The following is a 14,660-nucleotide window of genomic DNA, read 5'->3' as shown; positions in this document are numbered from 1 at the left end:
GTGCTGGCATTGTTCACCCGTATGCCTGACACCCATCGTTATACCGGCCGCTTTGCCCCATCGCCTTCCGGCGATCTTCATTTTGGTTCCCTGATCGCAGCATTAGGCAGCTATCTACAGGCACGCGCCCAGGGTGGCCGCTGGCTGGTGCGCATTGAGGACATCGATCCGCCGCGCGAAGTCGCTGGTGCGGCAAGCCGCATTCTTTCACAGTTGGAACACTACGGTTTGCTGTGGGATGGCCCTGTGCTTTATCAATCCCAACGGCATGCGCGTTATCTGGACGTACTGGCCACACTGAAAGCCCGCCACCAATGCTACTACTGCGATTGCACGCGCCAACGCATTCACTCACTGGGCGGGCAGTATGATGGTCATTGCCGTACGCGCCAGTTGGGCCCCACCCACGCCGCCCTTCGTTTACGCCAAGACAACCCGGTGTTGCACTTTCACGACAGGTTGCGCGGAGAGCTGTATGCCGATCCGGCGCTGGCACAGGAAGATTTTATCATTCATCGCCGCGATGGATTATTCGCCTATAATCTTGCCGTTGTGGTGGATGACCACGATCAAGGGGTAACGGAAATTGTGCGCGGCGCAGATCTGATTGCTCCCACCGTCCGGCAGATCGCACTGTATCAACAGCTAGGTTATCCGGTACCGGATTACATCCATTTACCGCTGGCGCTCAATGCGCAGGGAAATAAGCTTTCCAAGCAGAACCACGCGCCAGCGCTACCGGATGGCGATCCGCGCCCAGTGCTGTTAAGCGCGCTGCGCTTTCTTAATCAGCCGGTGCCGGAGCACTGGCAGGATATGGCGTTGCCGGTCCTTTTGCAGTGGGCCGTTAGCCATTGGTCACTCGCGTCTATATCCTAAATAATTCGAGTTGCAGGAAGGCGGCAAACGAGTGAATCCCGATGAGCTTACTCAAGTAAGTGATTCGGGTGAAAGAGTGTAGCCAACGCACCTGCGGCTTGAAGTATGACGGATATATTCCGTTAATCGGGGCATCCGATGTGGCTGAAGCAACATCGGCATTCTCAAAGGTGGCGCGGTGAGCTATGATTAGCCGCTATTTTTTGTTGTAGCGTTATTTTTTCATCACTATCGAGGTGTACCATCTTTACCCGAGTCGCTAATTTCTGTCGCAAGGTACTCAGCCGCGACAATGACGTGGCCTCCGCGGAGCCCGTGCGTCAGGCTATGACCGTGATTCCGCGCGACCAGCATACCCTTTCGCGCAGTGATATCAGCGAAAATGCGCTGAAGGTACTCTATCGCCTGAACAAGTCGGGCTATGAAGCCTATCTGGTTGGCGGCGGCGTCAGGGATCTGCTGCTGGGGAAAAAGCCAAAAGATTTCGATATCACCACCAATGCGACGCCGGAACAGGTGCGTAAGTTATTTCGCAATTGCCGCCTGGTTGGCCGCCGTTTCCGCCTCGCGCACGTGATGTTTGGCCCTGAAGTGATTGAAGTCGCGACCTTTCGCGGCCATCACGAGCAACATCAGGAGCAGCAGCTAAAAACCACCTCTCAGCAGGCGCAGAGCGGCATGCTGTTACGCGATAATATTTTCGGCAGCATTGAAGAAGATGCGCAACGCCGCGATTTTTCCATTAACAGCCTCTATTACAGCGTGGCTGATTTCAGCGTGCGTGATTACACCGGCGGGTTAAACGATCTGCGCCAGGGCGTGATCCGGTTGATTGGCGATCCAGAAACCCGCTATCGGGAAGATCCGGTACGCATGCTGCGCGCCGTGCGTTTTGCCGCCAAACTGAACATGACCATCAGTCCGGAAACCGCCGAGCCGATTCCGCGTCTGGCGGCATTGCTGCACGATATCCCCGCTGCACGTATGTTTGAAGAATCCCTGAAGCTGTTGCAAGCGGGCTACGGTTACCCGACGTACCGTTTGCTGTGCGAATACCAACTGTTTCAGCCGCTGTTCCCACTGATCAGCCGCCACTTTACGCCTAACGGCGATAGCCATCTGGAAAAAATGGTGGCGTTGGTGTTAAAGAACACCGACCAGCGGCTGCAAAATGATATGCGCGTTAACCCGGCGTTTCTGTTTGCCGCCATGCTGTGGTATCCGTTGATTGAGCATGCACAGAAACTGGCGCAGGAGAGTGGATTAACCTACTTCGACTCCTTCGCCCTCGCCATGAACGACATTCTGGACGAACAGTGCCGCTCTCTCGCCATTCCCAAGCGTATCACCTCGTTAGTGCGTGATATCTGGCAGTTGCAGTTGCGCCTGTCGCGCCGTCAGGGAAAACGCGCCTACAAGCTGATGGAGCACCCCAAATTCCGGGCTGCCTACGATTTGTTGAGCCTGCGCGCCGAAATAGAGCGCCAGCCAGAGCTGCAACGTCTCTCTCAATGGTGGGGAGAATTCCAGGTCGCCACGCTGCCGCGCCAGCAAGCCATGCTCAGCACGCTGGATGATGGGCCTACGCCACACCGCCATTCCCGACGCCGTAAGCCGAGTGCGCCGCGCAGAGAAAGAACCTCGTGACACGCGTTTATCTGGCGCTGGGTAGCAACCTGGCGCATCCGCTACAACAGGTCAACTCCGCGCTGGCGGCGCTGGATACCGTGCCGCACACCCGCGTGCTGTGCTGTTCACCGTTTTATCGCAGCCGCCCATTGGGTCCGCAAGATCAGCCCGACTATCTCAATGCAGTGGTGGCATTGGACACTACGCTCGCGCCGGAAATTCTGCTTGATCACACCCAAGCCATTGAGCAGCAGCATGGCCGCGAGCGCAAAGCGCACCGCTGGGGGCCGCGCACGCTGGATCTGGATATTCTGCTGTATGGCAATGAAACCCTGCACACTGCGCGTTTAACCGTGCCTCATTACGACATGAAAAACCGGGAATTCATGCTGTACCCGCTGGCCGACATCGCCCCGGATTTGCACTTCCCTGACGGTGAAGCGCTGGCGTTGCGCCTGTCTGTCGTGCCGCGCAACGGCATGACGCTGTGGGATGAGCAAGGCTGATATCACCCACGTCGCATTTCCCCCCTTCAACCGCTATGCCTTAAGGCAGGCTTCCTTTAAGATGCTCTCCTGACTTTTTCGATTCTGGGAGGCTGCCTATGAAACCGACAACCCTGACCTACCTACGCAAATGTAAGCAGGAGAAGCGTAAATTCGCGACCATTACCGCCTATGACGCCAGTTTTGCCCGCTTATTCTACGACAATGGCATTCGCGTGATGCTGGTGGGGGATTCGCTGGGCATGACGTTACAAGGCCATGATTCCACGCTGCCAGTCACCGTCAGTGACATTGCCTATCACACCCGCTGTGTACGGCGCGGTGCGCCGCTGTGTCTGCTGCTTGCCGACCTGCCCTTTATGGCTTATACCACGCCAGAGCAAACGTTTACTAATGCGGCGGAAGTGATGCGCGCCGGTGCCAATATGGTCAAACTGGAAGGCGGTCAATGGCTTGCTCCCACGGTGAAGATGCTGACCGAGCGCGCGGTACCCGTGTGCGGCCATCTGGGATTGACACCGCAATCGGTGAATATTTTCGGCGGCTACAAGGTTCAGGGACGCGATGATGCAGCGGCAGCGCAATTACTGGATGACGCGTTAACGCTGGAGGCGGCGGGAGCCCAATTGCTGGTGCTGGAATGCGTGCCTGTTCCACTGGCCCAGCGTATCACCGAGGCATTGTCGATCCCGGTTATCGGCATTGGTGCAGGTAACGTCACCGATGGACAAATTCTGGTGATGCACGATGCGTTCGGCATCACTGGCGAGAATACCCCAAAATTTGCCAAAAACTTTTTGGCACAAAGCGCCGACATCCCCGCCGCCGCGCGCCTTTATGTACAGGAAGTTGAGCAGGGACTTTACCCTGCCGAGGAACATTCGTTCCGTTAAGCTAGACCCTTTACCACAGCAAGTATTGATAACAATGATGAGTACAAAGGAGCAAGACCGTGTTGATTCTTGAAACCCCTTTGCTATTACGCCGAGAGATTCGCCGCTGGCGTCAAGAGGGGAAACGCATTGCATTGGTGCCCACCATGGGCAATCTGCATGACGGACACATGACGCTGGTAGACGAGGCGCGTGCACGCGCCGATATTGTTATCGTCTCCATTTTCGTCAACCCGATGCAGTTCGATAAACCTGACGATTTGAAACGTTATCCGCGCACCTTGCAAGAGGATTGCGAAAAGTTAACCCGCCGTAACGTGGATCTGGTGTTTGCTCCTTCGCCAGACACGGTCTATCCCCATGGACTGGGCCAGCAAACGTTTGTCGAGGTGCCAGGTCTGTCAGCCATGTTGGAAGGCGCCAGCCGTCCGGGCCATTTTCGCGGTGTAGCCACCATTGTCAGTAAGCTGTTTAACATGGTACAACCCGATATCGCCTGCTTTGGTGAAAAGGATTATCAGCAGTTAGCGCTGATTCGCCAACTGGTGCGCGACATGGGCTATGACATTGATATCGTTGGTGTGCCGATTGTCCGTGCACCGGACGGGCTGGCACTCAGCTCGCGCAACGGTTATCTTAGCCCGGAAGAGCGTCAGTCTGCGCCAGCGCTCAAACGCATCATGGATCAGATGGTGGAGAAACTCAGCAACGGCGATCGCCAGCTTGAGGAAATAGTAACCAGTGCCGCAGAAGCGTTACGCGAAGCCGGGTTCACGCCCGATGAGCTTTACATTCGCGATGCGGATACGCTGCAAGAACTGACCGTGGCCAGCACGCGCGCGGTGGTATTGATGGCAGCCTGGCTGGGTAAGGCCCGCTTGATTGATAATCAGCAGGTTGCGCTAGTCGATTGACTGGCATGACAGACATTAACCGAGGTAACCGACAGTGATACGCACCATGCTACAAGGTAAGCTGCACCGGGTAAAAGTCACCCAGGCAGATCTCCACTATGAAGGCTCTTGCGCCATCGATCAGGATTTCATGGATGCAGCGGGCATTCTGGAATACGAAGCCATCGATATCTACAACGTGGATAACGGGGCGCGTTTTTCTACCTATGCCATCGCGGCAGAAAGAGGATCACGCATTATTTCTGTCAATGGGGCGGCGGCACGCTGCGCCTGCGTTGGCGACAAACTGATCATCTGCTCCTATGTACAGATGTCAGACGAAGAAGCACGCACGCATCACCCGAAAGTCGCCTATTTCTCTGGCGACAACGTGATGTCGCGCCAGGCGAAGGCGATTCCGGTTCAGGTCGCCTAAAAGCAACGGGGCCAGTAAGGCCCCGTTTTTTTATCAACTCCGCAGACCACGCCCGCGTTCGATCAGCCACCACGCCAGCACGTAAAACACCAGAATAAACACCAGCAACACCGTCATGGTGAAGGCCAGCGGTACATCCTGAATGCCGAGAAAGCCGTAGCGGAAGCCGCTTATCATGTACACCACGGGATTGAGCTTGGACACGGCTTGCCAGAATGGCGGCAGCAGCGTCAGCGAATAAAACACGCCGCCAAGGTAGGTTAACGGCGTCAGCACAAACGTCGGGATAAGGCTGATGTCATCGAAGGTTTTGGCAAATACCGCATTCAGCAATCCGGCCAGCGAGAACAGTACCGCAGTCAGCAGCAGCGTCGCCACCACCACCCACCAGGCATGCACATGCAGCGGAACAAAAAACAGCGATACCGCCGTGACCAGCACGCCGACACACACGCCGCGGGCTACCCCACCCCCCACGTAACCGGCAATAATGATGTGTGTTGGCACGGGCGCTACCAGCAGTTCTTCAATGTTGCGCTGAAATTTTGCGCTGAAGAAAGACGCTGCGACGTTGGCATAGGCGTTGGTGATCACCGACATCATGATGAGCCCAGGCACAATAAACTGCATGTAGTCAAAACCGTGCATTTCACCGATACGAGAGCCAATCAGGCTACCGAAGATAATGAAATAGAGCGTCATGGTGATCACTGGCGGCACCAGCGTTTGTATCCAGATGCGACTGAAGCGGTTGATCTCTTTGGTCCAGATACTTTTCAGGGCGACCCAATATAACTGCGTCATGCTTTTTTCGCCTCCCCGCTGGTCTTCACATGCTTCATCTTTTCACCGTTAACCATGGAGACGAACAGCTCTTCCAGACGGTTCGCCTTATTGCGCATACTCAATATTTGAATCCCTTGCGTGCTTAATTGGCTGAATACGCCATTAAGCCCCTGCTCACGCATGACGTCCACTTCCAGCGTTGAGGTATCGGTCAGACGGTGGGCGTACCCCTCCAGCTTGGGCAGCGGGCTTTTCGGCGCGAGATCGAGAATAAAGGTTTCCGATTGCACGTTAGCGAGTAATGCCTTCATCGAGGTGTTTTCCACCAGTTCACCATGCTGAATAATGCCGATATTGCGACACAGCATTTCTGCTTCTTCCAGATAGTGCGTGGTGAGAATGATGGTGGTGCCCTGCGCGTTCAGCGCTTTGAGAAACCCCCACATGGAACGACGCAGTTCGATATCCACTCCGGCGGTTGGCTCATCGAGGATCAGCAGTTTGGGTTCATGCATCAGGGCGCGCGCAATCATCAAACGGCGCTTCATCCCACCGGAAAGCATGCGCGCCTTTTCCTGGCGCTTTTCCCACAAATCGAGCTGCTTGAGGTATTTTTCCGCCCGTTGCAAGGCATCCTGACGCGACACGCCATAGTACCCCGCCTGATGGGTAACGATTTGCAGCACCGTTTCAAACGGGTTGAAGTTAAACTCTTGAGGCACCAGCCCGAGTTGGCGCTTGGCGTTAACGATGTCTCGCTCCAAATCGTAGCCGAAAACACGCACCTTACCGGAAGATTTGTTTACCAGTGAGCTGATGATGCCAATCGTGGTCGATTTCCCTGCGCCGTTCGGTCCCAGCAGCGCATAAAAATCCCCGGCCTCCACGCGCAGATCGATACCGCGCACTGCCTTAACGCCCCCTGGGTACGTTTTGGTCAGTTTCTCCAGTTCAAGTGCATATGTCATAACAAGTTAACTAGCCCTATTATCAATGAGTGACTCAGTTTCGATTTTAAAACATTCACGCTTGCCTTATATTACCTTTCACTGCCCTTTTTTTGTCACAGGCCATTTACTTTCATGAAAGATATTGAAACGCTCATCGCCAACAACCAGCGTTGGTCTAACACCATGGTTGAAGAAGATCCGGGTTACTTTGAACGTCTGGCATTGGCACAAAAACCCCGTTTCTTATGGATTGGCTGTTCTGACAGTCGCGTCCCCGCGGAAAGCCTGACCAGCCTTGCGCCCGGCGAACTGTTCGTTCACCGCAATGTGGCAAACCTGGTTATCCATACCGATTTAAACTGCCTTTCCGTGGTGCAGTACGCCGTTGAAGTGCTCGAAGTCGAACACATCATCATATGCGGGCATTACGGTTGCGGCGGCGTGCAGGCCGCGGTAGAAAACCCTGAATTGGGACTTATCAACAACTGGCTGCTGCACATCCGTGATTTGTGGTACAAGCATAGCTCGCTGCTGGGAGAATTGCCGCCCGAAGAACGCTTTAACAAACTGTGTGAAATCAATGTTGTAGAACAGGTCTACAACTTGGGTCACTCAACCATCATGCAATCCGCCTGGAAACGTGGCCAAAAGGTCACGATCCACGGTTGGGTGTATGGCATCAAGGACGGTTTGTTAAGCGACCTTGAGGTGACCGCCACCAGCCGCGAAACGCTGGAACAGCGTTATCGCCGTGCCATCTCTTCCCTGATCTGATGTTACAGGGGCACGCTATGTGCCCCTCGATTTGGCGCGACCACGTAGAGCCTATCCCAGTAGGCGTAATTAGCGCAGCCAGTTTGGTCACGGACAGCGCGCAGAAACCGGAGCATACACGGAGTACGTGAGGATTTCGAGCACTGCCCAGGGCCAAAATGGCAAGTAAAATAGCCCTAATGGGATAGGATCTTATTCCTGCGGAATCACCTTACCGATATAAGGCAAATGCCGGTAGTGCTGTGCGTAGTCGATGCCGTATCCCACCACAAATTCGTCAGGAATAGAAAAACCGACCCACTCAACCTTCACGTCCACTTCCCGACGCTCCGGCTTATCCAGCAGCGTACAGATAGCCAGTGACGCAGGCTCACGCAGGCGCAGAATTTCGCGCACTTTGCTCAGGGTGTTGCCGGAATCGATAATGTCTTCCACGATCAGCACGTGTTTACCACGGATGTCTTCATCCAGATCTTTGAGGATCTTGACGTCTCGCGTGGAACTGGTTCCGCTGCCATAGCTGGACGCCGTCATAAAGTCCACTTCGTGGGAGACATCGATGGCACGGCACAAATCGGCCATGAAAATAAACGAACCGCGCAGCAGCCCGACTAACACCAAATCGCTGTCACTGTCACGATAGTGCTGGCTGATTTCCTGACCCAATGCGCTCACGCGCGCGCGAACGTCCGCTTCGGCAATCATGACGTCCACAGTATGTTTCATCATACACATCACTCGTTTTTAAAAAGGGCGACACCACAGCGCTACGCAGCTTTTCGCAGCCTGTTCACGGTCTCTTTGAGGCGCGCAGTATAACGCCACAGGGCAGGGTTCTCAATGATACAGGGAAAGGCTTATGCGCCTCTCGTTGCCAGACGATCGCAAAATGACAGGAGTGTAAATGAAGCGTTATCGCAGCATAAAACTGGGTAAAACGCATTGCGTCACCCTGCCAGAGCGGCTTTGATAGGGCCTGAATTCAGCCAGCGAGAAAGGTCTTTTATGAACATCACACATTCGCACCCTGCACTTTTGCTTACCCTGCTGTTAGGGATCGCGTGGACAGCGCAGGCAGCACCAGAAACACCACGACCACTGCCGATGGGGGCACCGCCCTTTGCCAAGGGTGAGCTTCCTCCGCCCCCCGCACCACCGCTTTACGAGGCATCGATGCAAACCCACCAGCCCGCTGAAGCACTCAGTAAGCTGATTGCCAATGCCCCTCAGGCAGAGAACAAAAACTATGAAGTGAGGGTGATGATTCGCGAGCTGCCAGCACCACCGGTGGAGATGAGCAAGGCCGACAAATAGCCCCTCAGGACGCGTTCTCTTCAGTGACGGGTTCAGGCGGTAACGCGGGAAACAAAATGGGCTGATCCGGTCGGATACTGACTCTGACTTGCTGCCCCGGCTCAAACCAGTTACTGGTTTGTACCGTCAGCACACGTTCCGCCAGTCGAACCCGGTACACGTTTGAGGTTCCCAGAAACACGCGGTCTTCAATCAGCGCTGCGCCATCCGGATCGAGCGCCAGTGCAATTTCTTGCGGCCGCACCAACCAGTCACACTGGCTGCCAATCGGGAAACCAAGCGGATAGTTGGCATGAAAATCCCCCATCGAACTTTGCCACTGATGTTCGCTCAGCACGGTGATCGGCAGATAGTTGGTGTTGCCCAGAAAATCAGCCACTACGCGCTGCACAGGTCGGTAATAGAGTTCGTAAGGATTGCCTTGCTGTATCACCTTGCCTTCATGCAATAACACCACATGATCTGACCAGGCAAACGCCTCTTCGCGACTAACCGTCGCCAGAATGGCGGCAATTTGACGCTGTTTGAGCAAATCGCGAATTTCCGCAATCAGCCGGTCGCGCTGCTGGCTATCCATGGCGGGGAACGGCGCATCCAGCAACAACAGGCGCGGCTTACACAACAACGCACGCCCCAACGCCACGCGCAGTTGCTGCTCGGCAGAGAGATCGCGAGGATAGCGTGCCGCACACGCGGTCAACCCCAACAGCGTCAGCATCTCCTGCACCGCATCGTTATATTCTTGCGTCATGGGAACCGGGCGGGCAAAGGCCAGATTCTCCTGCGCGGTCAGATGTGGAAACAAGGCGTAGTCTTGAAAAACCAACCCAACAGGACGCTGATGCGCGGGAACAGACACCATCGGGGTGCTCATGCGCTCACCCACAAGCGCTATCTCCCCTTTTGTCACCGGCAACAAGCCCGCGATCGCTTGCAACAGCGTGCTCTTTCCGCTGTCGTGCGGGCCTAATACACAAATAAGCTCCTGCTCGCGCACTGAAAATGTTATCGCGTCCAGCACGGGCTGCTGCCTGAAATGACAAGACACGCTTTGCACCGCCAAAACCGTGGTGGGCGTCATCGATTATTTCCCTTCCAAAGCCATTGAAACCATAACATCGGCACACCGCCAATCAGCACTAAACACAGCGCTGGCAGAGCCCCCCACTGCAACCCGTTATCGGCAACAAGACGAAAAACATACGTCGGCAAGGTTTCCCACCCAAACGTGCGGAACAAAAATGCGGCATTTAACTCTTTCATGCCTTCGAAAAACAGTATAACCGCGCCCATCATCACCTGCGGTTTCAGCAATGGGAAGTAAACGCGCGTCCAGCGTTGCCAGAGCGAAAGACCCGCAGCTTCGCTGGCCCGATCCAGGATGCTCGGAATGTTTGCCATACCCACACTGAGTGGCTCCAGCACAAAGCGGCTGAATTTGGCGCAGTAAACCAGCACCATGATCAACCAAACACTGGAAAACAGCGGGGGGGAAAACGGCATCTCCGCCAGCATCGCCAGAGAACGAAGCCCGTTATCCAGTGCAATCAATGGAATGGCAATACCCGTCGCCAGCGCGGCTCCCGGAAACACATAACCCCACTGCGCCAGAACGAAGGAAACGCGTCCGGCGCGCAAGCCTGCCAGACGGATAAACAGCAGAAAAGGGACCATCATCGTACACAGAATAACCGCTGCCAGCGATGCCATGGTCAGACTGTTCAACAGCGAATCGAGCAGCGTTGCGTTCCAGCCGTCGAGAACATGCACGAGTTGCCAATACAGTAAGCGACCGAGCGGCAAGCCGAAAGCCAACAGCGCCAGCCCCCAGCATAACAGCGTAACCAACCGCCCCTTACCGACCGTCAGCACTGGCTTGGCGACGTAATCCGCGATCCCCGGAAAGGTATTTTGCCGTTGCTGGCGGGCAAAGCGCAGCCCAAGCCAGGTAAGCAGCACAATGAAAGGCAACAGAGAGAGCGTCCAATGAGCGACAGCCTGAGTATCACCTTGCAACACGCCTGCATCGATCAAACGCGTTGTCAGCGTAGGCAGTGCCAGTAAGCGCGCAGTACCATAATCATTCAAAGCCTCAACGGCCACCAGCATGGCCCCCATTCCAATAACCGGGCGCACCAGCGGAAAAGACAAACGCCAGAAGACCTGGCGCGGCGTCAGTTTGAGGAGTTGCGCGGCCTGTAACCAGTGCGGCGGTTGGGATTCCAGCGCATGGCGCACCGGCAGATAAACGTAAGGGTAAAACGCCAGCGCCAGCACGGCGCAGGCGCCCAGTAGCGTTCGGCGGTATGCACTTTCTTCGCTGAATGCAGGAAGGTCAAACAGCGCCCACAGCACGCCATGTTGCCCCAGCACATCGGCATAAAAATCAGCCATCAAAAAGGCAGGCATGGCCAGCGGCAAACACAAGGCCCAGGCGACGCCGCGTTTGCCAGGAAAACGGTAATAGGCCATGACCCAGGCAGCAGGCAGCCCAATCAGCAAGCTCAGCGCCACCGCGCCACAGACCAGAATCGTCGTATGCAGCAGATAAAGTGGCATCCCCTGCTGCCAAAGTGCTTGTATGCCACCAGCCTCAGGCCAAAATGCCAGCGCAAAGACGATCCCCACGGGAAGCAAAAAAGCTCCGTTAATGACCCAATAACTGATACGCCAGAGACCCGACATCATCACACCAGCAACGGTAAATCTTATTGACCATCATCTATTAATAACAGAGGCTGCGCACGGCGTCATGTTATCAACACGGAATAAATGGGGCTTAATCCGGCCATTGGTCTTCCCCTACTGATTGGCACATCAGGGAATAACGAGTTTTACTAACGTGAACGCGTAAAATAAACCTTGAACCCACTTCCCCCATCTGTGATAACGTCATTTTACGATTGTTGATACAGGTTTAATCATGAAACGCTCTGCGCTGGCACTGCTGCTTATGAGTCTGATGGGATTTTCGTCAGCCAGTAACGCACTGAATGAATTTGAGGCGGAAGATCTCGCTGACTTGACGGCCATTTTCGTCTATTTGAAAAACAACTGTGGTTATCAAGACATTCCCAACGACCATATTCGACGCGTTCTGATCGCTTTCGCGCAACAAAACCGTTGGAATCTCAACAATTACAGTGAATTTGATATGACCAGCCTGGGTGAAGACAGCTACCGCGATCTGAGTAATATCCCCATCCCTACCCCCAAGAAGTGTCAATCGCTGGCGCAAAACTCGCTCGGTCTGCTCGCGTACGCGAAATAGTGCTGGTGCCGGCGAAATAGCGCTCGTGTAGCGTTTCCTGCACTGCCTGAAATTTCACTGTGCAAGCCATCAGCGAGTTAGCTATGATGGCGCGCTCATTTTTACGGCGGTTATCGCAGAGGAAGCCCTGACATGTCCCGAAAAGAGATATGGCATGAAACATTACATGCCAGCCTCGGCCAATATTTTTCCATTGACCAGGTGCTGTTTCATGAAAAAACCGCACATCAGGATCTGATTATTTTCGAAAATGCGGCACTGGGGCGGGTGATGGCGCTGGATGGCGTGGTGCAAACCACCGAACGCGACGAATTTATCTACCATGAAATGCTTACCCATGTTCCTCTGCTGGCTCATGGCGCGGCCAAGCGCGTGCTAATAGTTGGCGGCGGCGATGGGGGCATCCTGCGCGAAGTATGTCGCCATCCGGAAGTAGAACACATCACCATGGTGGAGATTGATGCGGGTGTGGTCAGTTTCTGTCGCCAGTATCTTCCCAACCACAGTGCCGGGGCTTATGACGATCCGCGTTTAACGCTGGTGATCGCCGATGGCGTTGATTTTGTCAGTCAAAACCGCGACAGGTTTGATGTGATCATTTCTGACTGCACCGATCCTACCGGACCAGGAGAAAGTCTTTTCAGCTCAGCGTTTTACGATGGTTGTGCGCGCAGCCTGAATCCCGGCGGTCTGTTTGTCGCGCAAAATGGCGTCTGTTTTCTGCAACAGGATGAAGCCATCAACAGCCACCGTTTGCTCAACCGTTCTTTTTCGGACGTCACCTTCTATCAGGCGGCGATCCCTACCTATTACGGTGGCATCATGACCTTTGCCTGGGCCAGTAACGATCCGGCACTGCGCCAGGTCGCGCAGGACACGCTTGCGGCACGTTATCACGCTTCGGGTATCCCCTGCCGTTACTACAATCCGGCAATCCACACCGGCAGCTTTGCGCTGCCACAATATCTACTCAATGCATTAGCCTGACGCTTGCAGCCATAAGGGGGTGACGAAAATTGCACAAGCTGAAACTGCACGGCTTTAACAACCTGACCAAAAGCCTGAGTTTTTGTATCTACGATATCTGCTATGCCAAAACCGCTGACGATCGCGATGGCTATATCGCCTATATTGACGAACAGTACAACGCCAATCGTTTAACAGAGATCCTGACGGAAACCTGCACGATCATTGGTGCCAATATTTTGAATATCGCACGGCAGGACTACGATCCTCAGGGCGCCAGCGTGACTATTCTGGTCAGCGAGGAGCCGATGGATCCGCGCGATGTCGATAACTCCGAACATCCCGGACCGCTACCCCACTCCGTGGTTGCCCATCTGGACAAAAGCCATATTTGTGTACACACCTACCCGGAAAGCCATCCCGAGGGCGGCCTGTGCACCTTTCGCGCCGATATTGAAGTATCAACCTGCGGCGTGATTTCCCCGCTAAAAGCGCTGAATTACCTGATTCACCAGTTGGAATCCGACATTGTCACCATTGACTACCGCGTGCGCGGCTTTACGCGTGATATCAATGGAGTGAAACATTTCATCGATCATCAGATCAATTCTATTCAGAACTTCATGTCGGAAGATATGAAGTCGCTGTATCACCTGATGGACGTGAATGTGTATCAGGAGAATATGTTTCACACCAAAATGCTGCTCAAGGATTTCGATCTACGGCACTATCTGTTCAACGCCGAGCCGGAAAATCTGGAAGCGGCGGAGCGTAAAAGGATCACCGATCTGCTCTATCATGAAATGCGCGAGATCTACTACGGTAGGAATCTTCCGATTTTGTAGATAACGCACCTGCGGGCCGACAGCGGCCCGTTTTTTTTATTCTCAGCAGCGCTACGCGTCTTCCCTCGGTAGCACAACCCACTCCCCCTATCCAAGTGTCCACCTGAACCAATCCGCACTAAACACCATATATTGTATGGTTGAAATTAAAAACATCTACATCTAGTATTTAATCACGCCACGGTTATCGATGAGGCGCGTTTCGCAGAAAGGCGGCAGCGCAAGGGTGTCACAAGGCCGCTTTACCATACTGACTTTAACCCAAAAGGTAAATACGAATCATGCGCATTACCATTTTCACTAAACCGCACTGTGTTCAGTGCAATGCGACGTGCCGTGCTTTGGATAAACAAGGTATCACCTATCAGCTTATCGACCTGACGGAAGATGAGCAGGCATTACAGCGGGTAAGGGCATTGGGCTATCAACAGGTACCGGTGGTGATGACAGAGGACGATCACTGGAGCGGTTTTCGCCCGGATAAGATCGGTGCATTGCGCTCAGCGCAGTTGCAGTAA

The 14,660-nt window shown here is 54.3% G+C and carries 17 protein-coding genes; 12 read left to right on the top strand and 5 right to left on the bottom strand.

Features of this window, described 5'->3' with window-relative positions; translation table 11 throughout:
* The first annotated feature begins 21 nt into the window (after positions 1 to 21).
* The 6 genes from gluQRS to panD all read left to right on the top strand — a co-directional run bounded on the left by gluQRS (position 22) and on the right by panD (position 5,236).
* The gene (gluQRS, locus tag J5224_RS13130) at positions 22 to 879 is read left to right on the top strand and encodes a tRNA glutamyl-Q(34) synthetase GluQRS (protein WP_264625820.1); all 858 of its coding nucleotides are present in this window, start codon (positions 22 to 24) and stop codon (positions 877 to 879) included.
* A gap of 243 nt (positions 880 to 1,122) precedes the next feature.
* Positions 1,123 to 2,526: a polynucleotide adenylyltransferase PcnB gene (gene pcnB / locus J5224_RS13125; protein WP_264625819.1), complete on the top strand. Its 1,404-nt coding sequence runs from the start codon at positions 1,123 to 1,125 to the stop codon at positions 2,524 to 2,526.
* Positions 2,523 to 3,014 (top strand): 2-amino-4-hydroxy-6-hydroxymethyldihydropteridine diphosphokinase, encoded by a 492-nt coding sequence (folK, locus tag J5224_RS13120; protein WP_264625797.1) that lies wholly within the window; start codon positions 2,523 to 2,525, stop codon positions 3,012 to 3,014. Before pcnB ends, folK begins: the two co-directional genes overlap by 4 nt.
* Positions 3,015 to 3,112: 98 nt before the next feature.
* On the top strand, positions 3,113 to 3,907 hold the full coding sequence (panB, locus tag J5224_RS13115) for a 3-methyl-2-oxobutanoate hydroxymethyltransferase (protein ID WP_264625796.1): 795 nt from the start codon (positions 3,113 to 3,115) through the stop codon (positions 3,905 to 3,907).
* Positions 3,908 to 3,966: 59 nt separating this feature from the next.
* Positions 3,967 to 4,821: a pantoate--beta-alanine ligase gene (panC, locus tag J5224_RS13110; protein ID WP_264625795.1), complete on the top strand. Its 855-nt coding sequence runs from the start codon at positions 3,967 to 3,969 to the stop codon at positions 4,819 to 4,821.
* 34 nt (positions 4,822 to 4,855) lie between these two features.
* Positions 4,856 to 5,236, top strand: a complete 381-nt coding sequence (gene panD / locus J5224_RS13105; protein WP_264625794.1) for an aspartate 1-decarboxylase — start codon at positions 4,856 to 4,858, stop codon at positions 5,234 to 5,236.
* A gap of 33 nt (positions 5,237 to 5,269) precedes the next feature.
* Here the strand turns inward: panD and J5224_RS13100 are convergent, their stop codons facing one another.
* Positions 5,270 to 6,040 carry an ABC transporter permease gene (locus J5224_RS13100; protein ID WP_264625793.1) on the bottom strand — a complete coding sequence of 257 codons (771 nt, stop codon included), beginning with the start codon at positions 6,038 to 6,040 and terminating at the stop codon, positions 5,270 to 5,272.
* Positions 6,037 to 6,990 (bottom strand): ABC transporter ATP-binding protein, encoded by a 954-nt coding sequence (locus J5224_RS13095; RefSeq protein ID WP_222157840.1) that lies wholly within the window; start codon positions 6,988 to 6,990, stop codon positions 6,037 to 6,039. The genes J5224_RS13100 and J5224_RS13095 overlap by 4 nt, the downstream gene beginning before the upstream one ends.
* Positions 6,991 to 7,104: 114 nt before the next feature.
* Here J5224_RS13095 and can point away from each other — a divergent pair, with 114 nt between their 5' ends.
* Entirely contained in the window at positions 7,105 to 7,746 is a 642-nt protein-coding gene (gene can / locus J5224_RS13090) for a carbonate dehydratase (RefSeq protein WP_195315906.1), read from the top strand.
* A gap of 192 nt (positions 7,747 to 7,938) precedes the next feature.
* Here the strand turns inward: can and hpt are convergent, their stop codons facing one another.
* On the bottom strand, positions 7,939 to 8,475 hold the full coding sequence (hpt, locus tag J5224_RS13085; protein ID WP_264625792.1) for a hypoxanthine phosphoribosyltransferase: 537 nt from the start codon (positions 8,473 to 8,475) through the stop codon (positions 7,939 to 7,941).
* Between the two features lie 276 nt (positions 8,476 to 8,751).
* Between hpt and J5224_RS13080 the strand changes: the two genes are divergently transcribed.
* On the top strand, positions 8,752 to 9,060 hold the full coding sequence (locus J5224_RS13080; RefSeq protein ID WP_264625791.1) for a hypothetical protein: 309 nt from the start codon (positions 8,752 to 8,754) through the stop codon (positions 9,058 to 9,060).
* A 4-nt stretch (positions 9,061 to 9,064) separates the two neighbouring features.
* Here the strand turns inward: J5224_RS13080 and J5224_RS13075 are convergent, their stop codons facing one another.
* Together J5224_RS13075 and J5224_RS13070 are read right to left on the bottom strand one after the other, a co-directional pair.
* Entirely contained in the window at positions 9,065 to 10,141 is a 1,077-nt protein-coding gene (locus tag J5224_RS13075) for an ABC transporter ATP-binding protein (RefSeq protein ID WP_264625790.1), read from the bottom strand.
* Entirely contained in the window at positions 10,138 to 11,688 is a 1,551-nt protein-coding gene (locus J5224_RS13070) for an ABC transporter permease (protein WP_264625818.1), read from the bottom strand. The genes J5224_RS13075 and J5224_RS13070 overlap by 4 nt, the downstream gene beginning before the upstream one ends.
* 295 nt (positions 11,689 to 11,983) lie before the next feature.
* Between J5224_RS13070 and J5224_RS13065 the strand changes: the two genes are divergently transcribed.
* From J5224_RS13065 to nrdH, 4 genes are all read left to right on the top strand, one after another.
* Positions 11,984 to 12,331: a YacC family pilotin-like protein gene (locus J5224_RS13065; RefSeq protein ID WP_264625789.1), complete on the top strand. Its 348-nt coding sequence runs from the start codon at positions 11,984 to 11,986 to the stop codon at positions 12,329 to 12,331.
* 132 nt (positions 12,332 to 12,463) lie between these two features.
* A complete protein-coding gene (gene speE / locus J5224_RS13060) occupies positions 12,464 to 13,318 on the top strand; it encodes a polyamine aminopropyltransferase (protein WP_264625788.1) in 855 nt (284 codons plus the stop codon).
* A gap of 29 nt (positions 13,319 to 13,347) precedes the next feature.
* Positions 13,348 to 14,142, top strand: coding sequence for an adenosylmethionine decarboxylase (gene speD, locus J5224_RS13055; protein ID WP_264625787.1), 795 nt, complete (start codon positions 13,348 to 13,350; stop codon positions 14,140 to 14,142).
* A 281-nt stretch (positions 14,143 to 14,423) separates the two neighbouring features.
* The gene (nrdH, locus tag J5224_RS13050) at positions 14,424 to 14,660 is read left to right on the top strand and encodes a glutaredoxin-like protein NrdH (RefSeq protein WP_264625786.1); all 237 of its coding nucleotides are present in this window, start codon (positions 14,424 to 14,426) and stop codon (positions 14,658 to 14,660) included.

Source organism: Candidatus Symbiopectobacterium sp. NZEC135, from assembly GCF_025962695.1.
Note: the sequence above shows the minus strand (reverse complement) of the source record. Positions and strands in the feature narration are given on the sequence as shown.

Coding starts and splice junctions, on each gene's coding strand:
- gluQRS (WP_264625820.1), top strand. CDS start 22: ATGCCTGACACCCATCGTTATACCGGCCGCTTTGCCCCATCGCCTTCC.
- panB (WP_264625796.1), top strand. CDS start 3,113: ATGAAACCGACAACCCTGACCTACCTACGCAAATGTAAGCAGGAGAAG.
- J5224_RS13100 (WP_264625793.1), bottom strand. CDS start 6,040: ATGACGCAGTTATATTGGGTCGCCCTGAAAAGTATCTGGACCAAAGAG.
- J5224_RS13095 (WP_222157840.1), bottom strand. CDS start 6,990: ATGACATATGCACTTGAACTGGAGAAACTGACCAAAACGTACCCAGGG.
- can (WP_195315906.1), top strand. CDS start 7,105: ATGAAAGATATTGAAACGCTCATCGCCAACAACCAGCGTTGGTCTAAC.
- hpt (WP_264625792.1), bottom strand. CDS start 8,475: ATGATGAAACATACTGTGGACGTCATGATTGCCGAAGCGGACGTTCGC.
- J5224_RS13080 (WP_264625791.1), top strand. CDS start 8,752: ATGAACATCACACATTCGCACCCTGCACTTTTGCTTACCCTGCTGTTA.
- J5224_RS13075 (WP_264625790.1), bottom strand. CDS start 10,141: ATGACGCCCACCACGGTTTTGGCGGTGCAAAGCGTGTCTTGTCATTTC.
- J5224_RS13065 (WP_264625789.1), top strand. CDS start 11,984: ATGAAACGCTCTGCGCTGGCACTGCTGCTTATGAGTCTGATGGGATTT.
- speE (WP_264625788.1), top strand. CDS start 12,464: ATGTCCCGAAAAGAGATATGGCATGAAACATTACATGCCAGCCTCGGC.
- nrdH (WP_264625786.1), top strand. CDS start 14,424: ATGCGCATTACCATTTTCACTAAACCGCACTGTGTTCAGTGCAATGCG.